Here is a 24,053-nt window from a genome sequence, read left to right as displayed (position 1 = left end):
TATAACGACAACAGCAGTCACTACGCCAACGATAACTCCAACTCCAGCACGAATGGCAGTTACAACGACAACAGCGACAACAGTGATCAATCAGATAACCGAAACCAAAGTGATAACAGTGACAACAGCACTGCCTACGCAAACGACAACTCTGACTCCAGCGTGAACACAACACGTAGCAACAACGACAATAGTGACAACCGCAGTCACGCTGAGAATAACTCGGACAATAGCGACAACCGCAGTTTCGCTGATAATAATTCGGACAATCGGGATCAAAGTGACAGTCGTGACCAAAGCGATAACCGTGACCAAAGCGATAATCGAAGCTACGCGAACGACAACAGCGATCAAAGCACAAACGGCAGTTACAACGACAACAGTGATGCCAGCACGTCTCAGAATGACAGCTTCAACAAAATCACAATGGATACCCAGATGGTTGTCGCAAACTCAGAAGTGATGGGACAAGTTCACTCTGCATCGGTCAGCTATGACGCTGATGACGATGACTCACGAGTGAAAGTTGAAAACGTGAATAATCTGGGTGGCTTTGATAGTGCGGCGGGTATTACCACAGTGGCACAAAATGCCGGAGCGAACTCACTGATTCAACAATCTGTTGCAACCAATGCCAGCGTGTTTACTGGTGGCGATTAAAGGAAACTAGGAGAATGCGATGCGTTTGGTACTGTGTATCTTGGGTATGACCGTTACCTTATTCGCACACGCAGAAGTAATAACGTTATCTGATGAAAGTGTCAGCCTAGAAACGATGAATGAAGCTCGTGGAGGTCAGAGTGTTGAACTCGACCTCATATATGCTGAATCAGACGTGGATGGCATTTCTTCAGGTAACGTTGCGACCAATACCGTGAGCGGAAACAACATACTCTCACCAGGAGCGTTCGCAGACAGTTCGGGGATATCGAGCGTGATTCAGAACTCAGGGAATAACGTTTTAATCCAGAACTCAACCGTCGTTAACCTGACACTCAAGTAACTATTCACTCTTAAGTGACTATTTAAGCCTTAAGTAACGGTAACTATAAAGTAAGTAGTGATATGAAAGTTTGGCATAACTTACCTTGGCTGTTGTTGGCTCTGTCAGCTTCAGCCAATTCATTGGAGTTGCTTCCCCACCGAGGGCATTTTTCTGTGCCAGTAAAAAGCTACAAGGAGATCGTTTTTGGTGATGTATTCCGCCAACAGTACGACTTCAGCTGTGGCTCAGCAGCGGTCGCCTCTATGTTGACCTATCACTATCAAACCCCCGCTTTAGAACAAGAGATTTTTAAAAGCATGTACGACAAAGGAGATAAAGAAAAGATCAAAGAGAAAGGCTTTTCTTTACTAGACATGAAGGTCTATCTCGATTCTGTTGGACTTCACTCGGACGGCTTTCAAATAGGCATAGAGAAGATCCGGGAGGTTGGAGTCCCTGGCATCACGTTGGTCAATTTTGATGGATACATGCACTTTGTGGTTATCAGAGGAATGAATACTGACTCCGTAATCTTGGGCGATCCCTCCAGAGGCACCATGATCATGAAATACCAAGAGTTCCAAAAATACTACCAAGGCATTGTGCTTCTTATCCGAAACGAAGCAGAAATCGGTCGCGCCAGTTTTATTACTGACGACAAGTTTGCCATTTACCATTCTTCTCCGCTAGAGAGTGGCGTGCAAAGAGATTCACTGGGCGTATTTAGCATTACACTTCCCGTTGCCGGTGAAAATTAGATGAGGTGCGATTATGAGGCTATTTAGGTGGTTTCCGACATGCATTATTTTGACTTCGACACTTACCCTAGCCAATGAAGTCAATCTGGCGGGGTTAACACCACTCTCTCCGAACTCGTTGTCCGAATTTCGAGGCGGCTTTCAAGTTACCGACGATTACACCATTAACATTGGTTTAAGTATTACCACCACAATCAATGGGCAGGATATCCTCAATACCACCATTGCTAACTTAATCATCGAAAATGGCCACCTTACCAATATTAACGGCAACAATAACTCAGTTGAATCTCTCGATCAGGGCATCGTCAATATCATTCAATTTGGCCAAGGTAACTTCATTGGTAACAACAGCATTAATGCACCGGATACGCCCAATCCCAACCAACCAAACATCATTAGTTCGGATTTCATCAATTCCAGCATCATCAATATTATTCAGAACACCGCAGATAACAGTGTGATAGGTTTGAGTACATTGGTTGACATCGACGCACAAGTGAGCGGCGTCATGCAACAAATACGAGCTAACCAGCAGCTAGAAGATGCTTTATTGAATCATCTCCAGTGACCAGGGGAAAAAGGGCTATCATCGCGACAACCCTCATAACCCTCACCTTACACTTTTCACAGATTAAACGGCACACGTATTGTTAATTGAAAATCTGGCGTATCTTCGGTTAGACCAGCCTGCGCACTCACGTTAAGCGATGATTTTGGGCTAAATGCATAATTGATCCCAAGCGTCAGCGCGTCCAATTGAAGTAACTTCGCGTCATCAGCAGAACTGCCGTTCACCTGACTTTTCAAAATCGTTTTGTGGCTAAGTCCTAATGAAAAAGACAAGTCTGGATTGACCGCAAAGCCCATCCCTCCCGATAGCGCAATCGTGTCACCAAGATCGACGTCTGCTTTGGTATCACCGACCGTCACATTCTCTTCCAAGTTATAGATGTAACTCAAGTTTGCATAAAGCACTGCCGGATCTGTTGGGTAGATCATCGAAATATTGGGTTCAAAACTCCAAAACCCCGAACCTGTTGGTACATCGCTGAAGGAATTGCTGCCTTCGTCAATAGAGACATCGTATGGCGAGCGCCCCGTATCCGATTTAACTCTCAAACCACCAACCCAATAAGGTGCACTATCGAAATTAAACTGGTGACGAATAGCAAGTTCAACGTCTCCCATCCCACCACCATCGATTGTTGTATTGACTACGTCAGCATTGGAACCATCCTGAATAGGTCGCGTCGCAATCTGATCATTTCGATAAACGTAGGGTAGCCGCACTTCCAATTCTGTTGCGTTGGTTAAACCATATCGAGCGGTCATACCAAACGTGATCGTGGTCCTATCAGCATCACTCACTTCAATTCGCCCGACAATTAATGTCGGCAACACGGTATAACCAACCACAGAGACTTTATTTGAGGAGTTTTGCGTATAGTTAAGTGAGGTATCAAATGACCATTGTCCTCGCGGTGTGAGCACTCCTGGACGCTCTATAACATCACCGACGGTCTGAGCCCTTTGCAGAGAACCATCCCCCTCAGCGCTATTTGCGGTTTGAGCTGCACATACCAACCCAAGAGTACAGCCAACTAGAGTCTTCCTTAACATCGAATCATCCTTTTTTGCAGCGGTTATAAAGGATTAGGCTAGATCTGAAGGTTTAGCAATGAGTCGAGAGTAAGAAGTCTCACAATCTTAAAACAAAAATGCAGGGATAACTTGTAGGAATAAAGACAACAATAGGAAGATGACATAAATGTTAGAAACAAAAAAGCCTCGCATAAGCGAGGCTTTTTCTAAAAGTTGGCGCGTCCTGGAGGATTCGAACCTCCGACCGCCTGGTTCGTAGCCAGGTACTCTATCCAGCTGAGCTAAGGACGCACGAGTTTCGATATCGGTATTCCCAATATCAGGATATCTACAAAAGAAACCCTAAAGAGTGGCGCGTCCTGGAGGATTCGAACCTCCGACCGCCTGGTTCGTAGCCAGGTACTCTATCCAGCTGAGCTAAGGACGCACAAGTTTCGATATCGGTATTCCCAATATCAGGATATCTGTAAAAGAAACCCTAAAGAGTGGCGCGTCCTGGAGGATTCGAACCTCCGACCGCCTGGTTCGTAGCCAGGTACTCTATCCAGCTGAGCTAAGGACGCGCAAGTTTCGATATCGGTATTCCCAATATCAGGATATCTGTAAAAGAAACCCTAAAGAGTGGCGCGTCCTGGAGGATTCGAACCTCCGACCGCCTGGTTCGTAGCCAGGTACTCTATCCAGCTGAGCTAAGGACGCGCAAGTTTCGATACCGGTATTCCCAATATCAGGATATCTGTAAAAGAAACCCTAAAGAGTGGCGCGTCCTGGAGGATTCGAACCTCCGACCGCCTGGTTCGTAGCCAGGTACTCTATCCAGCTGAGCTAAGGACGCGCAATAATCTTTATTTTACTTTGTATAACCCGTTTATCAAACGAATTATTAAATAGTGGCGCGTCCTGGAGGATTCGAACCTCCGACCGCCTGGTTCGTAGCCAGGTACTCTATCCAGCTGAGCTAAGGACGCGCAGATCTTCTTGCTAGGAAGTTGTGAAGTAAATCACATTTATTTCTTGCGAAACAAAAAAAAGCCCTTTGGGCCAGTCAATGAATGGCGGTGAAGGAGGGATTCGAACCCTCGATACGGGATAAACCGTATACTCCCTTAGCAGGGGAGCGCCTTCAGCCTCTCGGCCACCTCACCGTTTTCATTGTTATATCTCAAAGAGATATGGCGCGTCCTGGAGGATTCGAACCTCCGACCGCCTGGTTCGTAGCCAGGTACTCTATCCAGCTGAGCTAAGGACGCACTTTTTGTTGATTTCTCAACGTTGCAAGAGTGGCGGTGAAGGAGGGATTCGAACCCTCGATACGGGATAAACCGTATACTCCCTTAGCAGGGGAGCGCCTTCAGCCTCTCGGCCACCTCACCGTCTTGCGGAGGCACATATTACGTTTTACCGAAAATATGTCAAACACTTTCTTTGAAAAAAAACGCAAAAATCGCTTAACCGATGTGGATTTAATCAAAGTGACTATTAAACAAACTTTATCATCCTATTATGATGAAAAAAAGAGAATCTTCTCTTATAAAATTAACATTAATTAGAAACCAAAAAGGCCAACCCATAGGTTAGCCTTTTTCATTCAAACCAAGCTATCTAACAGCAGCGGCTTAGTAGTTCCCAGAAGGCACGTTGCCGTTGCCTTTTTCAGCTTGAATGCGCATGTAGATTTCTTCTCGGTGAACAGAAACCTCTTTTGGAGCGTTAACGCCAATGCGTACTTGGTTACCTTTTACCCCTAGTACAGTTACAGTTACTTCATCACCGATCATCAGTGTTTCGCCTACGCGGCGAGTCAAAATTAGCATTCTTTGCTCCTTGAGTAATCTCTAAATATTCTTGCTACAAACCATTATCCAACAAAAGCTGTATTTTCGTAAACTACCTTGTGACCGAAAAATTCCCTAAAAAGGCATGTTTTTGTTGAATGTTCACTGCTTCGCTAGATTTGACGTAAGCATCATGAAGGATGTTTGCTGCTGTATCCACACTCTCGGGTGTTAAGACCAGCATCATAGTGAGCGCATTCTGTGAGCAGAAATTGATCGCAATATCTTGCTGTATCAATAGTTCGCAGGCATGGTCGACCATTCCATTGGCTTCGAGCCCCACAGCAGTCAGTAAGCTTACCTCTTCACTATTACGGATTTTATCGCTGAACACCAGTTCCAATTTGGCACATGCATCTTGTTTTATCATGATACCTGTTCGATCTGTTTCCTCGATCACATTCCAAATGTCAATGCCTAGCATTTGACATTGCTTTGTAACACCAGACAAATGCTCACTGTCAACTTCAATGATGATAAGGTCACGTTGAATCGCTATACCAGAAACCGCTTGTTTGCTTGAATCCCCTTTCACCAAGCTACCTTCATTAACGTCAAAGGTCGACAGCACGCGCAACGGTACATTATTCTTCCATGCGTATTGTACAGAAGGGAGATGTAACACCTTCGCGCCTCGGCTCGCCATCGCTTCCATAGAAGGAAAGTCAATAACGTCCATTTTCTGAGCGTTTTTAACAACACGAGGGTCGCAAGTATATATGCCATCAACATCCGTAAAGATTTGACACTCATCTGCGCTTAACGCACCTGCCAGTGTTACAGCGGTCGTATCAGAGCCACCTCGACCTAATGTGGTAATATCCCCATTTTCATTAACACCTTGGAAACCAGCTACGATAACAATCTGATCTTGTTTAAGTAAGTCAAAGATCGCATTAGTATCAATGTGCTTAATCTTCGCGTCATTGTGTTGATTGTCTGTCACAATATTAGCTTGTGCCCCAGTAAGTGAACGAGCAGCATAACCCAATTTATGAAGTGTCATCGCTAGCAGCGCCATCGATACTTGCTCACCAGAAGAGAGCAAAACATCAAGTTCTCGAGCTGTTGGAACGCTATCTATCTGATACGCTAATTCCATCAGTCGATTTGTTTCACCTGACATTGCAGACACAACAACGACAACTTGGTTACCATCATCCTTCGCCTTGATGATGTGCTCAGCAACTTGATGAATTCTGTCAATTGAACCCACCGAGGTTCCGCCGAACTTTTGCACGATAAGGGGATTTTTCACCAGTCTTCACCTTCCTAAGACCAAAGTCTCACTAGGACCAATCATATTCTATTCGTTAAAAAATTATATAAGCGGTAGTAACAACGAAAACCAAGTCGCGTAAATGACCCCGTTAAAATAAAGTCAATTAAACCACTTGGTTGTCTTAAACAATTACGCCCAATCAAAGAGCATGATTGAGCGTAAATTGTATCTTACTGAATTATAGGCGTTCTTCTAACCACGGCTGAACAGATTTCATTGCCTCAGGTAGAGCAGCAACATCGGTGCCACCTGCTTGAGCCATATCTGGGCGACCGCCTCCTTTGCCACCAACTTGCTCAGCAACCATCTTGACTAGGTCACCCGCTTTCACTTTGCCGATTAGGTCTTTGGTCACCCCGGCAATCAAACCAATCTTGTCACCGTTGACGTTAGCAAGAAGGATAACGCCGCTACCTACTTGGTTTTTAATGTCGTCAACCATAGTACGTAGGTTCTTGCTGTCTGCGCCCTCTAGAGCAGCGATCAGTGCTTTAGTACCGTTAATATCCTGAACTTTACCCATGATGTTTGCACTTTCTGCTGCAGCCATCTTGTCTTGCAGTTTCTGGATTTCTTTTTCTAAAGATTTCGCTTTTTGCGCGGATTCCGCCAGTTTCTCTTCGTACTTAGTCGTTTGAGCCTCGATTGCATCGAGTGCACCTTCGCCAGTCACCGCCTCGATTCGACGAATACCCGCAGCGATACCACCTTCAGAAGTGATCTTGAACAGACCAATATCACCCGTACTTGATGCGTGGATGCCGCCACAAAGCTCTGTAGAGAAGTCACCCATGGACAGTACGCGAACTTCGTCATCGTACTTCTCGCCGAATAGCGCCATGGCACCTTTCTTCTTCGCAGATTCTATATCCATCACGTTGGTTTCAATCGTATGATTGCGACGAACTTGCGCATTCACTAAACGCTCAACTTCTTTCAATTCCGCTGCGGTGACCGCTTCTAGGTGTGAGAAGTCGAAACGCAGTCCGTCAGCCTTCACTAGTGAGCCTTTCTGCGTAACGTGCTCACCCAGCAATTGACGTAGTGCTGCGTGCAGCAAGTGCGTTGCTGAGTGGTTTAGAGAGATAGCTGCGCGACGCTCTGCATCAACAATAGTGGCCACTTCGTCATCTTTCGCTAGTACGCCTTCCGCCATAATACCGTGGTGTGCAATTGCGTTACCGAGTTTTTGCGTGTCTTCAACACGGAATACACCAGACTCAGTACGGATTTCACCAGCGTCACCACATTGACCGCCTGACTCAGCGTAAAATGGGGTTTCACCAAGTACGATGATTGCTTTATCACCTGCAGATAATGATGCAACTTCGTTACCTTCAACGAACATCGCAGCTACAGAGCTAGAGCCTTTAGTGCCTGTGTAACCACAGAATTCTGTTTGCGCATCAACTTTAATTGCTGCGTTGTAATCAGTACCAAAGTTACCCGCTTCACGCGCACGTTGACGTTGCTCTTCCATTGCTTTCTCGAAACCTTCTTCGTCGATCACGAACTCGCGCTCGCGTGCAACGTCGTTAGTTAGGTCAGCAGGGAAACCATAAGTATCGTAAAGTTTGAATACGGTTTCGCCGTCTAGTACTTTACCGTCCGTTCCCTGAGAAGAGATGTTATCCAACGCTTCGTTTAGGATCGCCATACCACGTTCCAGTGTACGACCGAAGTTTTCTTCTTCGATGCGCAGTACTTTTTCAACCACAGCTTGTTGACGCTTCAGCTCTTCACCAGCCGTACCCATGATCTCGGCTAGTACACCCACCAATTTGTGGAAGAAAGCGCCTTGTGCGCCCAACTTGTTACCGTGGCGAACGGCGCGACGGATGATACGACGCAAAACGTAACCACGGCCTTCGTTTGAAGGCATCACACCATCAACGATTAAGAATGAACATGAACGGATGTGGTCAGCAATAACACGTAAAGATTGGTTGGATAGATCTTCGTAGCCGATCACCTCAGCGGCTGCTTTGATAAGAGCTTGGAATACATCGATTTCGTAATTTGAGTGAACGCCTTGCATGATTGCAGAGATACGTTCGATACCCATACCTGTATCAACCGATGGTTTTGGAAGCGGCTCCATGGTTCCGTCTGCCTGACGGTTGAACTGCATGAATACGTTGTTCCAGATCTCAATGAAGCGGTCACCATCTTCTTCAGGAGTACCCGGACGGCCACCCCAGATGTGCTCACCGTGATCATAGAAGATTTCAGTACATGGACCACAAGGACCTGTGTCCCCCATTTGCCAGAAGTTGTCTGACTCAAATGGCTTGCCGCCCTTTTTGTCGCCGATGCGAATAATACGGTCTGCTGGAACGCCTACTTTTTTGTTCCAGATATCAAAAGCTTCGTCATCTGTTTCGTAAATCGTTACGAGTAGACGGTCTGCTGGCAACTTCAGGGTCTTTGTCAGAAACTCCCAAGCAAAAGCAATCGCATCTTCTTTGAAGTAGTCACCAAAGCTGAAATTACCCAACATTTCAAAGAATGTGTGGTGACGAGCCGTAAAGCCAACATTTTCCAGGTCGTTGTGTTTACCACCAGCACGTACACAACGTTGAGCCGTAGTCGCTCGAGTGTAGGCTCGTTTTTCTAAGCCTAAGAAACAATCTTTAAATTGGTTCATACCCGCGTTTGTGAACAGCAGGGTTGGGTCGTTATGTGGAACTAACGATGAACTTTCTACGATTTGGTGTCCTTTGCTCTCAAAGAACTTGAGGAACGCGTTACGAACCTCATCAGTGCTCATGTACATGCAGCTCTTCCTGAAAATAGTCGAGTTAGAATTTTGCCGTATTGTAGATCATGCAATCAGCTACGACTAGTTTTCTTGCGGAAAAGAGGGGGTAGAGGAAAAAAAGTGAAACAAAACCAAAATCAGCATGAGCCATTCATCGCTAATCTTGGTCCTCAAAGCTCAGCGCATAGCTGATTTGATCAAAACTATAGCCACGATATTGCATAAATCGCACCTGTTTAGCGTATTCTTTCTGGTCTTTGGCTTTGATTCCTTTGAATTTCTTTTCAGCCACCATTCTTGCCAGTTCAAACCAGTCCTGTTGCTCTTCCGCTATCGCAGCATCAACGATGGATTCTGCGACACGTTTTTGGTTCAGCTCTTGGCGAATACGGCGCTCACCGTGCCCTTTATAAACATGTTGCCGCACTTGGCTTTTGGCATAACGTAAATCATCCAAATAGTTGTGGTCGAGACAAAAATTGATCGCCGCTTCTATGTCTGCTTCTTCATAACCTTTTAGAGCAAGCTTTTGGCACAGTTCGTATTGTCCATGGTCTCGACGGCTTAATAATTGGATAGCCATTTCTTTACTAGATAATGTCGTCACTTGGCGCTTTTGGTACATGATGATCCTAAAACTATTTTTGCTGTACAGGCTTTATCACAATCGTAGCAAATAATCCCTCACTCTAGCATGCTGGGGGGGGGGGAGTTCTGATCACATGCCTACCCTAATTGATATTAATCTGCGCTTTTTTAAGGTTTTGATGTCAGCAGATACAACAAAGCCCCGCACAGCAGGGCTTTGTTCAGCATGCTTATATCAGAGGATTAAAACTCTTCTTCCTTCTCTGATTTTTCATCAGATTCTGGTGCCTCAGGCAATGCTGGCGAAAGTAGCATTTCACGCAATTTAGCATCAATAGTCTTCGCAGCTTCAGGGTGCTCGCGTAAATAATTACAAGCGTTTGCTTTACCTTGACCGATCTTGTCACCTTGATAGCTATACCATGCACCCGCTTTTTCTACTAACTTGTGCTTAACGCCTAAGTCAACTAATTCGCCTTCACGGTTGAAACCTTGACCATACAAAATTTGCGTGTGCGCTTCTTTAAACGGTGCAGCAATCTTGTTCTTAACCACTTTGATGCGCGTTTCGTTACCAACGACTTCGTCACCATCTTTGATTGCGCCAGTACGACGAATATCTAAACGAACAGAGGCGTAAAACTTAAGTGCGTTACCACCCGTTGTTGTTTCAGGGTTACCAAACATCACGCCGATCTTCATACGAATTTGGTTGATGAAGATACACATACAGTTGGACTGCTTTATGTTACATGTAAGCTTACGCATTGCTTGAAAAAGCATACGCGCTTGAAGACCCATGTGGCTATCGCCCATTTCACTTTCGATTTCTGCTTTCGGTGTTAACGCTGTTACGGAGTCAACAACCATAACATCGATAGCACCAGAACGAGCAAGTGCGTCACAAATCTCTAGCGCTTGCTCACCCGTGTCTGGCTGAGACACCAACAATGCATCAATATCAACGCCAAGTTTCTTCGCGTACACAGGATCGAGTGCGTGCTCTGCATCGATAAACGCACAAGTTTTGCCTTCACGTTGTGCTGCTGCGATAAGCTCAAGAGTCAGCGTTGTTTTACCTGAAGATTCTGGACCGTAAACTTCCACAATACGCCCCATTGGCAGGCCACCGGCACCCAAAGCGATATCAAGAGAAAGAGAACCCGTTGAGATGGTTTCTACATCCATTGCGCGGTTATCACCAAGGCACATGATAGAACCTTTACCGAATTGCTTTTCAATTTGACCTAGCGCAGCGGCGAGCGCTTTCTTTTTGTTCTCGTCCATTACTTTCTCCGATTTATTCATCTTCTTCGAGCGACGAATAGTAATTCATTTTTCTTGAGCAGAAGACCCGCCCAGCAATAATCATTATTATACTGTTGATTCATACAGTGTCCATACCTGTATGAAAAAAATTTGGCGGACCTATAGCCATGATTTGCTCTAGCCCTTATCAACGCTGGGCTAAAACAATTTAAGAAATTCTAGAGCAGATGTTGATGCAATTGAGTCAGTGCATGCTCGACTGCTTTCTTGCGAACTTGAGCACGGTCACCAGAGAAATGCATGGTTTCTACTTGCTGCCAACTTTGGTTATCAGCAAAAGCAAAACAGACGGTACCGACAGGTTTCTCTTCACTGCCTCCTCCCGGCCCAGCAATACCACTGATGGACACGCCAATGGTGGCATTTGAGTTTCTAATTGCGCCCTGCACCATTTCAATCACAACTGGCTCACTAACTGCACCATGCGCTTCTAATGTTGAAGCCTGTACGTCAAGCATCTCCATTTTAGCTTCATTACTGTAAGTGACGAACGCGCGATCAAGCCACGCTGAACTACCAGAAATGTCAGTAATGGCGGTTGCAACACCACCACCCGTGCATGATTCTGCGGTCGTTAAAACATGTTCGTGCTTAGCCAATAATGCGCCTAAATCGGCACTCAATTTTGTTGCTCTTTCCATCGCCAAAAATGCCCTTTGTCTCTTTTTACTTGATAGGGATTCACGTATCCTAAGCCGCTACGGAAATAAACAAAAGTAATTACCTGTGAAAGCTGAACAAAAACACACTCCGATGATGCAGCAATATCTCAAGCTAAAAGCTGAGAACCCAGAAATCTTGCTGTTTTACCGCATGGGCGACTTCTACGAACTCTTCTACGACGATGCAAAGCGTGCATCTCAATTGCTTGATATTTCGTTGACCAAACGCGGCGCGTCGGCAGGTGAACCTATCCCCATGGCTGGTGTTCCGTTCCATGCAGTTGAAGGGTATCTAGCCAAACTTGTTCAGCTTGGTGAGTCTGTCGCGATCTGTGAACAAATTGGCGACCCCGCAACGAGCAAAGGCCCAGTTGAACGTAAAGTCGTGCGCATCGTCACGCCTGGCACAGTGACCGACGAAGCCCTGCTGTCTGAACGCGTCGATAACCTCATTGCGTCAATTTATCATCACAAGGGGAAATTCGGTTACGCTACCTTGGATATCACATCGGGGCGTTTCCAATTGGTGGAACCAGAAACTGAAGAAGCGATGGCCGCAGAACTGCAACGCACTGCCCCTCGTGAGTTGCTCTTTCCAGAAGATTTTGAACCAATACATTTGATGTCGAACCGTAACGGTAATCGTCGTCGGCCCGTCTGGGAGTTTGAGCTGGATACAGCGAAACAGCAACTCAACCAACAATTTGGTACGCGCGATTTGGTTGGCTTTGGTGTTGAGCACGCGTCGCTGGGTCTATGTGCTGCGGGCTGTTTGATCCAGTACGTCAAAGACACTCAACGCACGGCACTACCACACATCCGTTCATTAACGGTCGATCGCCAAGATCATTCGGTGATTCTTGATGCCGCGACACGTCGCAATTTAGAGCTGACGCAAAACCTATCTGGTGGTTCTGATAATACGCTCGCAGAAGTGCTTGATCACTGTGCAACACCAATGGGCAGTCGTATGCTGAAACGTTGGTTACACCAGCCCATGCGCTGTGTCGACACGCTCGATAACCGTCTTGATTCGATTGGTGAGCTCAAAGAGCAAGGCTTGTTCACCGATATTCAACCTATCTTCAAACAGATTGGTGATATTGAACGTATTCTTGCCCGCTTGGCGCTTCGATCAGCACGACCTCGCGATATGGCTCGTCTGCGCCATGCAATGCAGCAGCTGCCAGAGCTGGAAGCGGTCACATCTTCCTTGGCACACCCATATCTTAAAAAGCTGGCTGAATTTGCTGCCCCTATGGATGAAGTATGTGATTTGCTCGAGCGCGCAATCAAAGAAAATCCACCAGTCGTTATCCGCGAGGGGGGCGTGATTGCAGAAGGCTACAACGCTGAGCTTGATGAATGGCGCAAACTTGCCGACGGCGCTACCGAGTATCTTGAAAAACTCGAGGCCGATGAACGAGAACGTCATGGGATCGACACACTCAAAGTTGGCTACAACGCTGTACACGGTTTCTTCATTCAAGTAAGCCGTGGTCAAAGCCACCTTGTTCCGCCACACTATGTTCGTCGCCAAACGCTGAAGAATGCGGAGCGCTACATCATTTCTGAATTGAAAGAGCATGAAGATAAGGTTCTGAATTCAAAATCAAAGGCGCTGGCTGTAGAGAAAAAACTGTGGGAAGAGCTGTTTGACCTATTGATGCCACACCTTGAGAAAATGCAGAACCTAGCCTCGGCGATTTCTCAATTGGACGTACTGCAAAATCTAGCAGAGCGCGCAGATTCACTGGATTACTGCCGTCCCACATTAGACAAAGAAGCCGGTATCAGAATTCAATCGGGTCGTCACCCTGTCGTAGAACAAGTGACGAGCGAGCCATTTATCGCCAACCCAATTGAGCTATGTTCAAATCGAAAAATGCTGATCATTACTGGTCCGAACATGGGGGGTAAGTCGACCTACATGCGCCAAACCGCGTTGATTGCTTTGATGGCTCATATTGGTTCATACGTACCAGCAGAATCGGCTCACATCGGTTCTTTAGATCGCATCTTTACTCGTATCGGTGCGTCTGATGATTTGGCATCTGGTCGCTCAACTTTCATGGTAGAAATGACCGAAACGGCCAATATCCTTCACAATGCAACCAAGAATAGCTTGGTACTAATGGATGAAATCGGTCGCGGTACCAGTACCTACGATGGTCTTTCCTTGGCGTGGGCAAGTGCGGAATGGCTTGCTACACAAATAGGCGCGATGACACTGTTCGCAACGCACTACTTTGAGCTCACCGAACTACCAAACCTACTGCCAAACCTAGCCAACGTTCACCTTGATGCTGTCGAACACGGTGACAGCATCGCCTTTATGCACGCAGTTCAAGAAGGCGCAGCAAGTAAGTCTTACGGTCTGGCCGTTGCCGGTTTAGCTGGTGTTCCAAAACCAGTTATCAAAAATGCGCGCAACAAACTGTCTCAGCTGGAGCAATTAGGTCAAGGTAATGATTCCCCTCGTGCTAGTCGTGTTGATGTGGCAAACCAACTGAGCTTAATCCCTGAACCCAGCGAAGTTGAACAAGCAGTATCGAATATCAACCCTGACGACCTAACTCCCCGGCAGGCACTGGAAGAACTTTACCGCCTGAAAAAAATGCTTTAGTTCCCTACACTTTCAGTAAAATGTAAAAAGGCTATGGGTCACCCATAGCCTTTTGTGTATTCGAAATGCGCTTCTATTGCGATTCTTGTTTAGTCATCTTCTACGTTGAACAAGTTTTCCATGTTCAGGCCTTGTTTGATCAGAATCTCCCGAAGCCGACGCAAACCTTCCACTTGGATCTGACGAACGCGCTCACGTGTTAGGCCAATCTCTCGTCCCACCTCTTCGAGTGTTGACGGCTCATAACCGAGCAGACCAAAACGACGAGCCAATACTTCCTTCTGTTTTGGATTCAACTCTTCTAGCCAAAGGATCAACGATGATTTTATATCATCATCTTGCGTGGAGACTTCCGGATCAGAGTTGTTGGCATCGGGAATAATATCCAGTAATGCTTTCTCACCGTCGCCACCAATTGGTGTATCGACAGAGCTGATTCGCTCATTGAGACGAAGCATCTTACTGACGTCTTCGACAGGAATGTCCAGCTGTGCAGCAATCTCTTCTGCGGTAGGTTCGTGGTCGAGCTTCTGAGAAAGTTCACGTGCAGTGCGCAGATAAATGTTCAGCTCTTTGACCACGTGAATTGGCAAACGAATTGTGCGAGTTTGGTTCATCAACGCACGTTCGATCGTTTGGCGAATCCACCACGTCGCGTAAGTTGAGAAACGGAAGCCCCTCTCTGGGTCAAATTTTTCGACAGCCCGGATAAGACCGAGGTTGCCTTCTTCGATAAGATCGAGAAGTGCTAAACCACGATTACTGTATCGGCGAGATATCTTCACGACAAGACGCAAGTTACTTTCAATCATGCGTTTTCGGGCAGCTTCATCACCGCGAAGTGCACGTCGAGCATAGAGTACTTCTTCTTCCGCTGTCAGTAGAGGTGAAAAACCTATCTCCCCCAGGTAAAGCTGCGTCGCATCTAAGCTTTTACTGCTGGCGTCAAACTCTTCACGCGTCGCTGTTTTGGATTTATTGGATGTTTTAACAAGCTCGTTGCTAGCAATGCCTTCCATTGATGCATCGTCGTAGTCGAACTCTTCAACTTTGGTTACTGTGTTGCTGATACTCATAACGCCTCCCCCTGGCGTATTAGCAAAACATGACAACTTAATGTGTCGCTAAATGATGCCGCAAGTTGTTATTCAAAGTTTTAAGGTAAGTAGCGCTTTGGATTCACCGACTTACCCTGATAACGTATTTCAAAGTGAAGCTTGACGGACTTTGAACCTGAACTGCCCATAGTCGCGATTTTCTGTCCGCTCTTGACACTTTGCCCTTCTGAAACCAGCAATCGATCATTATGTGCGTATGCGCTTAAATAATTGTCGTTATGCTTCACTATAATTAAGTTGCCATAACCTCGGAGCGCATTACCTGAATACACAATGGTGCCAGCTGCGGTTGAAACGATAGGTTGACCACGCTGTCCTGCGATGTCGATACCTTTATTTCCCTGTTCTCCCGCTGAGAAGTTCTTAATCACCCTCCCTTTCGTTGGCCATAACCACTTTGATACTTTGTCGTTTTTCGCGGTAGTTACGGGTGGTTTGGGTTTAACATTTGGGCTACCTTTTGGCTCAACATACTCCTTTGATTTAGATTGTTCAACCTTCTTTGGTGGCGGTTTTTTTGCGACTTGAGTCGTATTTGGCTTAGGCTTTTGAGTAGAGTTTTTGCTTGAATTTGACGGCTTTGACACCGTTGATACTGCTGCAACAGTAACAGGTTTCGCTGCAACTACAGGTGCCACAACGGGTTCAACCTTATGACCGTATTGAGGTGCAACATATTTCGGGCCCCAAAGTTTTAGCTTCTGACCTGGAAAAATTGTGTAAGGCGCTGACAATTCGTTGTAACGAACAAGATCATTTACATTCTTATCTGTGACGTATGCAATAAAATATAATGTATCGCCTTTTTCCACTTGGTAATAACTGCCTCGATAGCTACCACGTTCAACCGCTGAATAATCTTTATTTAAGCTAGAAACAGGTGCAGGTGAGTGAGCCGCGCAACCAAGCAGTCCCGCAACCAATAAACAGCTAATACCAAAACGATGTAATAACTTCTTCACCTAATCCTCAACCTTTAAGCTAAATCACCTGCGACTAATGGTACAAATTTTACCATTTCAACCACGGTCGATAGATATTGTGCACCCTGACGTTCAATTTTCAATAATTGTTGATCTTCTTCACCGACGGGAATAATCATCTTACCGCCCTCTTTTAGCTGGGCGAGTAATGCTTGGGGAACACTCTCCGCTGCCGCAGTGACAATAATCGCATCGAACGGCCCTTTCGCTTCCCACCCTAGCCAACCATCGCCATGTTTGGTAGAGACGTTATAGATATCCAGTTGTTTCAGACGACGCTTGGCATCCCATTGCAAAGATTTAATGCGTTCAACGGAATACACGTGGTCAACCATTTGAGCCAAGACAGCTGTCTGGTATCCCGATCCTGTGCCGATCTCCAGAACATTACTGCTCGATGTTAATTCAAGCAGCTCTGTCATCTTTGCCACTATGTAAGGCTGAGAAATGGTTTGTCCCTGACCAATTGGCAACGCATTGTTGTCGTACGCTTGATGTACCATTGCTTGTGAAACAAAGCACTCACGCGGCAGTCGATAAATCGTATCCAACACACGTTGATCACTGATGCCACTGGAGATAAGAAACGCTATCAACCTGTCAGCATGTGGGTTACTCATTAACTCTCTTCCTTTAACCAACTATCCATTGCACGCAGCGATTCGTGAGCGGTGAGATCGACTTGCAGCGGCGTGATTGAAACCAAACCATGTTCAATAGCATAAAAGTCTGTACCAACACCTGCATCTTGCTCTTTACCCGGAGGACCAAGCCAATAAATATCATCGCCACGTGGGTCTTTCTGTTTAATCATGTTTTCAGCATGATGGCGGGCTCCCAATCGAGTCACTTCTATTTCGCCAAACTCCTCAAAAGGCAGGTCCGGTACATTAACATTCAGAAGACGATTGGTTGGAATGGGACGAAGCAAATGCTGCTCAACTAACTGGCGAGCAATTTTAGCCGCTGATTCAAAGTGTTGTTTACCGACTAGAGAGAAAGCAATCGCCTGCACACCAAGGAAGTGACCTTCCATCGCGGCCGCCACCGTGCCAGAGTACAGCACGTCATCACCTAAATTAGCGCCGTGATTGATGCCTGTTAGCACAAGGTCTGGCAAATCACCTTTCATCAACTCGTTAAGTGCAAAGTGCACACAGTCTGTTGGTGTACCTTGCACAGAGAAGACCTTCGGCGCAATCTCAGTTACACGCAGTGGCTGCTCTAGCGTCAATGAGTTAGATGCACCAGAGCGGTTTCTGTCCGGTGCTACAATAGTCACTTCAGCAATGCATCTAAGCTCATCAGCAAGCGCATGGATCCCCTGAGCATGAACACCATCATCGTTACTGATCAGTATTCTTAATGGTTTCGAGTTGTATGAATCCATTTCCATTAATATTCTCTTTCTACCTTTTCTTCAATAACCAACTCGCGCACGATTGAGGTCGCAAATGAACCCGCATCCAGTGAAAATGTCATTGTGATGTTATTGCCATTGATACTCCAAGCTAAGCCTTGTGGCTTAAGTGCAATATCGCGACGATCATGGCGCATACGATTACCACAAATCAGCGCCATCAAATCTGGCTCTTCATCCAAAAAAGGCTGTTCTAGCGCTAGTGCATCGACTTGAGTTGGTAATGCATTATCGCCTGCAAGTGCAGCAGTAATCCCGATTTCGCCCAAAGCAAATTGTGCTTGTCGATCCTTAATATTGCTAGCATCGATCAACTGAGTACCAGACGTTGTCTGCGCAATATCACCATCGATGAACTTGTCAAACACACCATTCTCCAGGCGAGCGGAAACAATGCGGTTGAAGATCCATGAACGAGCTGCTGACAGGTACATGCTACGCTTGTTTTGATTACGGGTACGAACGTTCTCGCGCCCCCATCGACGTGCTTCTTCAAGGTTGTTGCCATCGTTACCAAAACGCTGACTACCAAAGTAGTTCGGCACACCCACTTGTTTCACTTTTTCAAGGCGTTGCTCAACATCCGCTACATCTGTCACTTCAGACAAAGTCACCACGAACTCGTTCCCTACTAGGTCACCAGGGCGCAACTTTTTATTGTGACGTTCGGTGGCTAGAATTTCGATGCTTGGGTGTTGCGCCAAAAATGCTGAAAAGTCTGGCGTTTCACCTTTTGGTAAATGAACGCTTAGCCACTGTTCTGTCACGGCATGACGATCTTTAAGGCCTGCCCAGCTAACGTCTTTCGACTTAACACCACAGGCCTTAGCTAACTCGTTGGCAACAAAACTGGTGTTCTCGCCTGTTTTACGGATACGAACCATCAAGTGCTCGCCCTCACCCGTAAAGGCAAAACCTAAATTTTCGCGAACCTGAAAGTGCTCTGGTTGCGCTTTAATTTTGGCAGATGCTACTGGCTTACCTGATAGATAAGCGAATGAAGATAAAATGTCTGACATAATGTGTTTCCGCTGATATCACAGCTTAGAGCAGCAAATTGCTAGTTATTGCTTAAACAAAAGTACCACTGCTTCCGTAGCAATGCCTTCTTTACGTCCAGTAAAACCAAGACGTTCTGTCGTCGTCGCTTTTACGTTAATGTTACTAATGTCGGTTTCAAGATCTTCGGCAATAACAGCACACATTGCGTCAATGTGCGGCGCCATCTTAGGTGCTTGCGCCATGATGGTGACATCAGCATTGCCTAGCCGGTAGCCTTGTTCTTTGACTCGACGGTAAACATCTTTCAATAATTCACGGCTATCTGCACCTTTCCATTTATCATCTGTGTCTGGGAAGTGACGGCCAATATCACCCGCCGCAATCGCACCAAGTAGGGCATCCGTTAACGCGTGCAGCGCTACATCGCCATCCGAATGTGCAATCAACCCCTGTTCATAAGGGACCGCTACACCACCGATGATAACCGGGCCTTCACCACCGAATTTATGTACGTCAAAACCATGACCAATTCGAATCATTTCTTATCCTTTCTTTACGCGCCGCACTCACGGCTGAGATAAAACTCGGCTAACGCGAGATCTTCTGACTGAGTGATTTTTATATTATTCGCATTACCTTGAACCAGCGCAGGCTTTTCGCCTAACCATTCCAAAGCGGAAGCCTCATCAGTGATGGTAACACCTTGTTCTAATGCGTCAGCCAGCGCTCGAGTAAGCGGCTGAGTTTTAAACATTTGTGGGGTTAGTGCATGCCACAATGCTTCTCTATCCACCGTATGGTCAATGTCTTGCGCCACATTTGCTCGCTTCATTGTATCTCGTACTGGAGAGGCGAGAATGCCACCGATTGGGTGAGCGCTGCAAACATCAATCAAACGGTCAATGTCGGGGGTTAATACACAAGGTCTTGCTGCATCATGGACCAATACCCATTCACTTTCGAGATGTGTACTAACATAGTTTAGCCCTGATAGCACAGAGTCAGCCCTTTCTTTACCACCAGCGACCCGAATCACATCAGGATTCTGAGCAATGGATAAGTCAGGGTAGTATGGGTCGCCATCGGTAATAGCTACGACAACCTTAGCAATTTTTGGGTGTAAAAGAAGTTTCTCAACGGTATGTTCGAGAACCGCTTTGCCATCAATCAACAGGTATTGTTTCGGCCGATCTGCCTTCATACGGCTGCCAACGCCAGCGGCTGGCACAATAGCAATATAGGTTGGGGGAGTAATATCCAACATATTAATGCTCTTCCTCATCGACAATTCGGTAGAAGGTTTCGTCATTTTTCACCAAACCAAGTTCATGACGCGCACGTTCTTCTATCGCATCAAGACCTTGTCGTAAATCGTCAATCTCAGCGAACATCTCGTTGTTACGAGCTTGCAGCTTGCTGTTTACCTGCTGCTGCGCTTCAATCTCATCCTCTACTGTGTAGTAGTCTGACACGCCATTCTTGCCAAACCAAAGAGTGTATTGAAGCCAGCCGAACAGTAACGTAAGGGCTATAACAAAGATTCGCATATCGTTGCTAACATTCTGTACCGGAAGGGGTTAGATTAGCTGACATATATAGCATAAATGCGTGGTTGGCTCTAGGGTAGAAAAAGAGACTCACATGCTCTTTACAGGAAAAAAGCAGCAAAATGAAACAAAGAGATTCCCTATTCTCTCACTTGTTGATCTAGGGGGGACAAATAAACGCGAGTGAAAGACATTCAAAACGCAAAGTCTGTTCTTATGTCTCCAAGTAAAGTGCTCTAGGAAGAGGAAGCCTATTCCCGCCTCTCGAAGCGAAGCGTTACCAGAGGGCGAAGCCCGTTCCCGCCTCTCGAAGCGAAGCGTTCCCATATACCAGATAAAAAAACACCCCGCAAAAGCAGGGTGTTTTTAAAAGCGTTAAGCTAAGCTGTTTATTCAGTTAAGAATTAAGCTTGACCTTTAACTTCTTTAAGACCGTTAAAAGGAGCACGCTCACCTAGTGCTTCTTCGATACGGATTAGCTGGTTGTACTTAGCAACACGGTCAGAACGGCTCATAGAACCAGTCTTGATTTGACCTGCAGCTGTACCTACCGCTAGATCAGCGATAGTTGCATCTTCAGTTTCACCAGAACGGTGAGAGATTACTGCTGTGTAACCTGCGTCTTTAGCCATCTTGATTGCAGCTAGAGTCTCAGTTAGAGAGCCGATTTGGTTGAACTTGATAAGGATAGAGTTAGCTACGCCTTTCTCGATACCTTCAGCAAGAATCTTAGTGTTTGTAACGAATAGATCGTCACCGACTAGTTGAAGCTTGTCACCTAGTAGTTCAGTTTGGTGCTTGAAGCCAGCCCAATCAGACTCGTCTAGACCATCTTCGATAGAAACGATTGGGAATTGGTTAGCTAGCTCAGCTAGGTAGTGGTTGAACTCTTCAGAAGTGAACGTTTTACCTTCACCTTTCATGTTGTAGATGCCAGCTTCTTTGTCGAAGAACTCAGATGCAGCACAGTCCATAGCTAGAGTAACGTCTTTACCTAGTTCGTAACCAGCAGCGGCAACAGCTTCTGCGATCACTTCTAGAGCTTCAGCGTTAGATTTAAGGTTAGGAGCGAAACCACCTTCGTCACCAACTGCTGTGCTGTAGCCTTTAGACTTAAGCACTTTAGCTAGGTTGTGGAATACTTCAGCACCGATACGTAGGCCTTCTTTCAGAGTTTTAGCACCAATTGGTTGGATCATGAACTCTTGGATGTCAACGTTGTTGTCTGCGTGCTCACCACCGTTGATGATGTTCATCATTGGTAGAGGCATAGAGAACTGACCAGCAGTACCGTTTAACTCAGCGATGTGCTCGTATAAAGGCATACCTTTAGACGCTGCTGCTGCTTTAGCGTTTGCTAGAGAAACCGCTAGGATTGCATTTGCACCAAACTTAGACTTGTTCTCAGTACCGTCTAGGTCAATCATTACTGCATCGATTGCAGCTTGGTCTTTCGCGTCTTTACCAACTAGAGCTTCAGCGATTGCGCCGTTTACAGCTTCAATAGCTTTAAGAACACCTTTACCTAGGAAACGAGCTTTGTCGCCGTCACGAAGCTCAAGCGCTTCACGTGAACCAGTCGATGCGCCAGATGGAGCAGCAGCCATACCTACGAAACCGCCTTCTAGGTGTACTTCAGCTTCTACCGTTGGGTTACCACGTGAGTCGATGATTTCACGACCTAGAACTTTAACGATCTTAGACATTGAATGTTTCCTTCTCGTTGAATATATAATGTCAAAATTAAGGGCCGCAGCACTACTTACGCTACAGCCCGTATCCTTTACTTCTCTAATTCGCCGCGTTGGTATTCACCAGCCGCTTTAACGAAACCTGCAAATAGTGGGTGACCATCGCGAGGTGTTGAAGTGAACTCTGGGTGGAACTGAGCCGCTACAAACCATGGGTGAGCCGGATTCTCAATAACCTCTACCAGTTTCTTGTCTGCAGATAAACCCGATACTTTTAGGCCAGCTTTTTCAATCTGAGGACGAAGAACGTTGTTAACTTCATAACGGTGGCGGTGACGTTCGTGGATCGTCGCACTACCGTATAGCTCACGAGCTTTGGTCCCTTTTTCTAGGTGACATAGCTGTGAGCCAAGACGCATCGTACCACCAAGATCAGAGGTTTCAGTACGTTCTTCAACTTTACCTTCACCATCGACCCATTCAGTAATCAAACCGACTACTGGGTACTTCGTCTCTTTGTTAAATTCTGTTGAGTGCGCACCTTCCATACCCGCGACGTTGCGCGCGTATTCAATCAATGCGACTTGCATACCTAGACAAATGCCTAAGTAAGGTAATTTGTTTTCACGAGCGTATTTTGCAGCCAGGATCTTGCCTTCGATACCACGGTCGCCAAAACCGCCAGGTACAAGGATTGCGTCAAGGTTAGCCAGAGCTTCATCACCTTTTGACTCTACGTCTTGTGAATCTACGTATTTAATTTTCACGCTTAAACGGTTTTTCAAGCCTGCGTGTTTCAGAGCTTCGTTCACTGATTTGTAGGCGTCTGGTAATTCAATGTACTTACCAACCATACCGATAGTGACTTCACCAGTTGGATTCGCTTCTTCGTAGATGACTTGTTCCCACTCAGACAAGTTAGCTTCAGGCGCAGTGATGCCAAAACGTGAACATACGATATCATCGAGACCTTGAGCTTTAATTAGCTGAGGGATCTTGTAGATAGAATCTACGTCCTTCATCGAAATTACGGCTTTCTCTTGGACGTTACAGAATAGAGCGATCTTCTTACGTTCATTCGCAGGAATCATGCGATCACTACGACAAACTAGGATGTCTGGTTGAATACCAATGGATAGCAGTTCTTTAACTGAGTGCTGGGTCGGCTTAGTCTTCACCTCGCCAGCGGCTGCTAGGTAAGGGACAAGAGTGAGGTGCATGAACATTGCACGTTCACGGCCTAGTTCTACAGCAAGTTGGCGAATCGCTTCCATAAATGGTAGAGACTCGATATCACCAACCGTACCACCAACTTCAACGATCGCAATATCATGGCCTTCAGCGCCAGAAATTACGCGGTCTTTGATTGCGTTAGTGATGTGAGGGATAACCTGAATGGTGGCACCTAGGTAATCACCACGACGCTCTTTAGCGAGAACGTCTGAGTAAACACGACCTGCAGTAAAGTTGTTGCGTTTGGACATCTTGGTGCGAATGAAACGCTCATAGTGACCAAGGTCAAGGTCAGTTTCAGCGCCATCTTCAGTGACGAACACCTCACCGTGTTGAGTTGGGCTCATTGTGCCTGGGTCAACGTTAATGTAAGGGTCAAGCTTCATCATAGTCACTTTGAGACCACGAGCTTCTAAAATAGCAGCAAGTGACGCTGCCGCAATACCTTTACCTAGAGAGGATACAACCCCGCCAGTAACAAAAATGTAATTTGTCGTCATGTTTAACCTGAAATTGGTTGAATGAGGGAAATGGAGTGCTTCTGGACGGGTCATAAATATACCAGAAGCTCCTACCCGCCACAACGTGAAATCTATCACACCGTAATTTTTTATTTTTTGCTTCAAAT

General features: G+C 46.1%; 21 protein-coding genes, 9 tRNA genes and 1 pseudogene. 5 read left to right on the top strand and 26 right to left on the bottom strand.

Annotation, left to right across the window (positions count from 1 at the left end):
* The 4 genes and pseudogenes from AND4_RS14040 to AND4_RS14025 all read left to right on the top strand — a co-directional run.
* Positions 1–660 (top strand): annotated as a pseudogene (locus tag AND4_RS14040) (dentin sialophosphoprotein); the annotation flags it as partial.
* Between the two features lie 19 nt (positions 661–679).
* Complete coding sequence (locus AND4_RS14035; protein WP_009843636.1) at positions 680–1,003, top strand: hypothetical protein; 324 nt, start codon at positions 680–682, stop codon at positions 1,001–1,003.
* Positions 1,004–1,065: 62 nt separating this feature from the next.
* Entirely contained in the window at positions 1,066–1,743 is a 678-nt protein-coding gene (locus AND4_RS14030) for a C39 family peptidase (protein ID WP_009843635.1), read from the top strand.
* 49 nt (positions 1,744–1,792) lie between these two features.
* Positions 1,793–2,314 (top strand): hypothetical protein, encoded by a 522-nt coding sequence (locus AND4_RS14025; RefSeq protein WP_009843634.1) that lies wholly within the window; start codon positions 1,793–1,795, stop codon positions 2,312–2,314.
* Positions 2,315–2,370: 56 nt separating this feature from the next.
* Here AND4_RS14025 and AND4_RS14020 read toward each other — a convergent pair whose 3' ends face one another.
* From AND4_RS14020 to pncC, 16 genes are all read right to left on the bottom strand, one after another.
* A complete protein-coding gene (locus tag AND4_RS14020; protein ID WP_009843633.1) occupies positions 2,371–3,366 on the bottom strand; it encodes a transporter in 996 nt (331 codons plus the stop codon).
* Between the two features lie 196 nt (positions 3,367–3,562).
* Positions 3,563–3,639, bottom strand: a tRNA-Arg gene (locus tag AND4_RS14015).
* A 59-nt stretch (positions 3,640–3,698) separates the two neighbouring features.
* Positions 3,699–3,775, bottom strand: a tRNA-Arg gene (locus AND4_RS14010).
* A 59-nt stretch (positions 3,776–3,834) separates the two neighbouring features.
* Positions 3,835–3,911: transfer RNA gene (locus tag AND4_RS14005), tRNA-Arg, on the bottom strand.
* A gap of 59 nt (positions 3,912–3,970) precedes the next feature.
* Positions 3,971–4,047, bottom strand: a tRNA-Arg gene (locus AND4_RS14000).
* Positions 4,048–4,106: 59 nt separating this feature from the next.
* Positions 4,107–4,183: transfer RNA gene (locus AND4_RS13995), tRNA-Arg, on the bottom strand.
* Positions 4,184–4,239: 56 nt separating this feature from the next.
* Positions 4,240–4,316: transfer RNA gene (locus AND4_RS13990), tRNA-Arg, on the bottom strand.
* Positions 4,317–4,401: 85 nt separating this feature from the next.
* Positions 4,402–4,493, bottom strand: a tRNA-Ser gene (locus tag AND4_RS13985).
* A gap of 28 nt (positions 4,494–4,521) precedes the next feature.
* Positions 4,522–4,598, bottom strand: a tRNA-Arg gene (locus AND4_RS13980).
* 31 nt (positions 4,599–4,629) lie between these two features.
* A tRNA-Ser gene (locus tag AND4_RS13975) sits at positions 4,630–4,721 on the bottom strand.
* Between the two features lie 243 nt (positions 4,722–4,964).
* The gene (gene csrA, locus AND4_RS13970; protein ID WP_009843631.1) at positions 4,965–5,162 is read right to left on the bottom strand and encodes a carbon storage regulator CsrA; all 198 of its coding nucleotides are present in this window, start codon (positions 5,160–5,162) and stop codon (positions 4,965–4,967) included.
* 73 nt (positions 5,163–5,235) lie between these two features.
* On the bottom strand, positions 5,236–6,441 hold the full coding sequence (locus AND4_RS13965) for an aspartate kinase (RefSeq protein WP_009843630.1): 1,206 nt from the start codon (positions 6,439–6,441) through the stop codon (positions 5,236–5,238).
* Positions 6,442–6,643: 202 nt separating this feature from the next.
* Positions 6,644–9,241: an alanine--tRNA ligase gene (alaS, locus tag AND4_RS13960; RefSeq protein ID WP_009843629.1), complete on the bottom strand. Its 2,598-nt coding sequence runs from the start codon at positions 9,239–9,241 to the stop codon at positions 6,644–6,646.
* A gap of 142 nt (positions 9,242–9,383) precedes the next feature.
* Entirely contained in the window at positions 9,384–9,851 is a 468-nt protein-coding gene (gene recX / locus AND4_RS13955; protein WP_009843628.1) for a recombination regulator RecX, read from the bottom strand.
* Positions 9,852–10,057: 206 nt separating this feature from the next.
* Positions 10,058–11,101, bottom strand: a complete 1,044-nt coding sequence (gene recA, locus AND4_RS13950) for a recombinase RecA (RefSeq protein ID WP_009843627.1) — start codon at positions 11,099–11,101, stop codon at positions 10,058–10,060.
* A gap of 200 nt (positions 11,102–11,301) precedes the next feature.
* Entirely contained in the window at positions 11,302–11,784 is a 483-nt protein-coding gene (gene pncC, locus AND4_RS13945; protein WP_009843626.1) for a nicotinamide-nucleotide amidase, read from the bottom strand.
* An 85-nt stretch (positions 11,785–11,869) separates the two neighbouring features.
* Here pncC and mutS point away from each other — a divergent pair, with 85 nt between their 5' ends.
* A complete protein-coding gene (gene mutS / locus AND4_RS13940) occupies positions 11,870–14,431 on the top strand; it encodes a DNA mismatch repair protein MutS (protein ID WP_009843625.1) in 2,562 nt (853 codons plus the stop codon).
* An 89-nt stretch (positions 14,432–14,520) separates the two neighbouring features.
* Here mutS and rpoS read toward each other — a convergent pair whose 3' ends face one another.
* From rpoS to AND4_RS13890, 10 genes are all read right to left on the bottom strand, one after another.
* Positions 14,521–15,507: an RNA polymerase sigma factor RpoS gene (rpoS, locus tag AND4_RS13935; protein WP_009843624.1), complete on the bottom strand. Its 987-nt coding sequence runs from the start codon at positions 15,505–15,507 to the stop codon at positions 14,521–14,523.
* A gap of 80 nt (positions 15,508–15,587) precedes the next feature.
* Complete coding sequence (locus AND4_RS13930) at positions 15,588–16,511, bottom strand: peptidoglycan DD-metalloendopeptidase family protein (protein WP_009843623.1); 924 nt, start codon at positions 16,509–16,511, stop codon at positions 15,588–15,590.
* A gap of 14 nt (positions 16,512–16,525) precedes the next feature.
* Complete coding sequence (locus AND4_RS13925; RefSeq protein WP_009843622.1) at positions 16,526–17,152, bottom strand: protein-L-isoaspartate(D-aspartate) O-methyltransferase; 627 nt, start codon at positions 17,150–17,152, stop codon at positions 16,526–16,528.
* Positions 17,152–17,928 (bottom strand): 5'/3'-nucleotidase SurE, encoded by a 777-nt coding sequence (gene surE / locus AND4_RS13920; protein ID WP_009843621.1) that lies wholly within the window; start codon positions 17,926–17,928, stop codon positions 17,152–17,154. The genes AND4_RS13925 and surE overlap by 1 nt, the downstream gene beginning before the upstream one ends.
* Positions 17,928–18,971 (bottom strand): tRNA pseudouridine(13) synthase TruD, encoded by a 1,044-nt coding sequence (gene truD, locus AND4_RS13915; RefSeq protein WP_009843620.1) that lies wholly within the window; start codon positions 18,969–18,971, stop codon positions 17,928–17,930. Before truD ends, surE begins: the two co-directional genes overlap by 1 nt.
* 45 nt (positions 18,972–19,016) lie before the next feature.
* Positions 19,017–19,493, bottom strand: coding sequence for a 2-C-methyl-D-erythritol 2,4-cyclodiphosphate synthase (ispF, locus tag AND4_RS13910; protein ID WP_009843619.1), 477 nt, complete (start codon positions 19,491–19,493; stop codon positions 19,017–19,019).
* Between the two features lie 14 nt (positions 19,494–19,507).
* Positions 19,508–20,218 (bottom strand): 2-C-methyl-D-erythritol 4-phosphate cytidylyltransferase, encoded by a 711-nt coding sequence (ispD, locus tag AND4_RS13905; RefSeq protein WP_009843618.1) that lies wholly within the window; start codon positions 20,216–20,218, stop codon positions 19,508–19,510.
* Position 20,219: 1 nt separating this feature from the next.
* Positions 20,220–20,501: a cell division protein FtsB gene (gene ftsB, locus AND4_RS13900; protein ID WP_009843617.1), complete on the bottom strand. Its 282-nt coding sequence runs from the start codon at positions 20,499–20,501 to the stop codon at positions 20,220–20,222.
* 404 nt (positions 20,502–20,905) lie between these two features.
* Positions 20,906–22,207 carry a phosphopyruvate hydratase gene (eno, locus tag AND4_RS13895; RefSeq protein WP_009843615.1) on the bottom strand — a complete coding sequence of 434 codons (1,302 nt, stop codon included), beginning with the start codon at positions 22,205–22,207 and terminating at the stop codon, positions 20,906–20,908.
* Positions 22,208–22,284: 77 nt separating this feature from the next.
* Positions 22,285–23,925, bottom strand: a complete 1,641-nt coding sequence (locus tag AND4_RS13890; protein WP_009843614.1) for a CTP synthase — start codon at positions 23,923–23,925, stop codon at positions 22,285–22,287.
* Positions 23,926–24,053: the final 128 nt, after the last annotated feature.

The organism is Vibrio sp. AND4 (assembly GCF_000171815.1).
Lineage (GTDB): Bacteria > Pseudomonadota > Gammaproteobacteria > Enterobacterales > Vibrionaceae > Vibrio.
Note: the sequence above shows the minus strand (reverse complement) of the source record. Positions and strands in the feature narration are given on the sequence as shown.

What these genes read in the sequence shown, in the direction of transcription:
- AND4_RS14035 (WP_009843636.1), top strand. Translation starts at nt 680, where the DNA reads ATGCGTTTGGTACTGTGTATCTTGGGTATGACCGTTACCTTATTCGCA.
- AND4_RS14030 (WP_009843635.1), top strand. Translation starts at nt 1,066, where the DNA reads ATGAAAGTTTGGCATAACTTACCTTGGCTGTTGTTGGCTCTGTCAGCT.
- AND4_RS14020 (WP_009843633.1), bottom strand. Translation starts at nt 3,366, where the DNA reads ATGTTAAGGAAGACTCTAGTTGGCTGTACTCTTGGGTTGGTATGTGCA.
- csrA (WP_009843631.1), bottom strand. Translation starts at nt 5,162, where the DNA reads ATGCTAATTTTGACTCGCCGCGTAGGCGAAACACTGATGATCGGTGAT.
- alaS (WP_009843629.1), bottom strand. Translation starts at nt 9,241, where the DNA reads ATGTACATGAGCACTGATGAGGTTCGTAACGCGTTCCTCAAGTTCTTT.
- recX (WP_009843628.1), bottom strand. Translation starts at nt 9,851, where the DNA reads ATGTACCAAAAGCGCCAAGTGACGACATTATCTAGTAAAGAAATGGCT.
- recA (WP_009843627.1), bottom strand. Translation starts at nt 11,101, where the DNA reads ATGGACGAGAACAAAAAGAAAGCGCTCGCCGCTGCGCTAGGTCAAATT.
- pncC (WP_009843626.1), bottom strand. Translation starts at nt 11,784, where the DNA reads ATGGAAAGAGCAACAAAATTGAGTGCCGATTTAGGCGCATTATTGGCT.
- rpoS (WP_009843624.1), bottom strand. Translation starts at nt 15,507, where the DNA reads ATGAGTATCAGCAACACAGTAACCAAAGTTGAAGAGTTCGACTACGAC.
- AND4_RS13925 (WP_009843622.1), bottom strand. Translation starts at nt 17,152, where the DNA reads ATGAGTAACCCACATGCTGACAGGTTGATAGCGTTTCTTATCTCCAGT.
- surE (WP_009843621.1), bottom strand. Translation starts at nt 17,928, where the DNA reads ATGGAAATGGATTCATACAACTCGAAACCATTAAGAATACTGATCAGT.
- truD (WP_009843620.1), bottom strand. Translation starts at nt 18,971, where the DNA reads ATGTCAGACATTTTATCTTCATTCGCTTATCTATCAGGTAAGCCAGTA.
- ispF (WP_009843619.1), bottom strand. Translation starts at nt 19,493, where the DNA reads ATGATTCGAATTGGTCATGGTTTTGACGTACATAAATTCGGTGGTGAA.
- ispD (WP_009843618.1), bottom strand. Translation starts at nt 20,218, where the DNA reads ATGTTGGATATTACTCCCCCAACCTATATTGCTATTGTGCCAGCCGCT.
- ftsB (WP_009843617.1), bottom strand. Translation starts at nt 20,501, where the DNA reads ATGCGAATCTTTGTTATAGCCCTTACGTTACTGTTCGGCTGGCTTCAA.
- eno (WP_009843615.1), bottom strand. Translation starts at nt 22,207, where the DNA reads ATGTCTAAGATCGTTAAAGTTCTAGGTCGTGAAATCATCGACTCACGT.
- AND4_RS13890 (WP_009843614.1), bottom strand. Translation starts at nt 23,925, where the DNA reads ATGACGACAAATTACATTTTTGTTACTGGCGGGGTTGTATCCTCTCTA.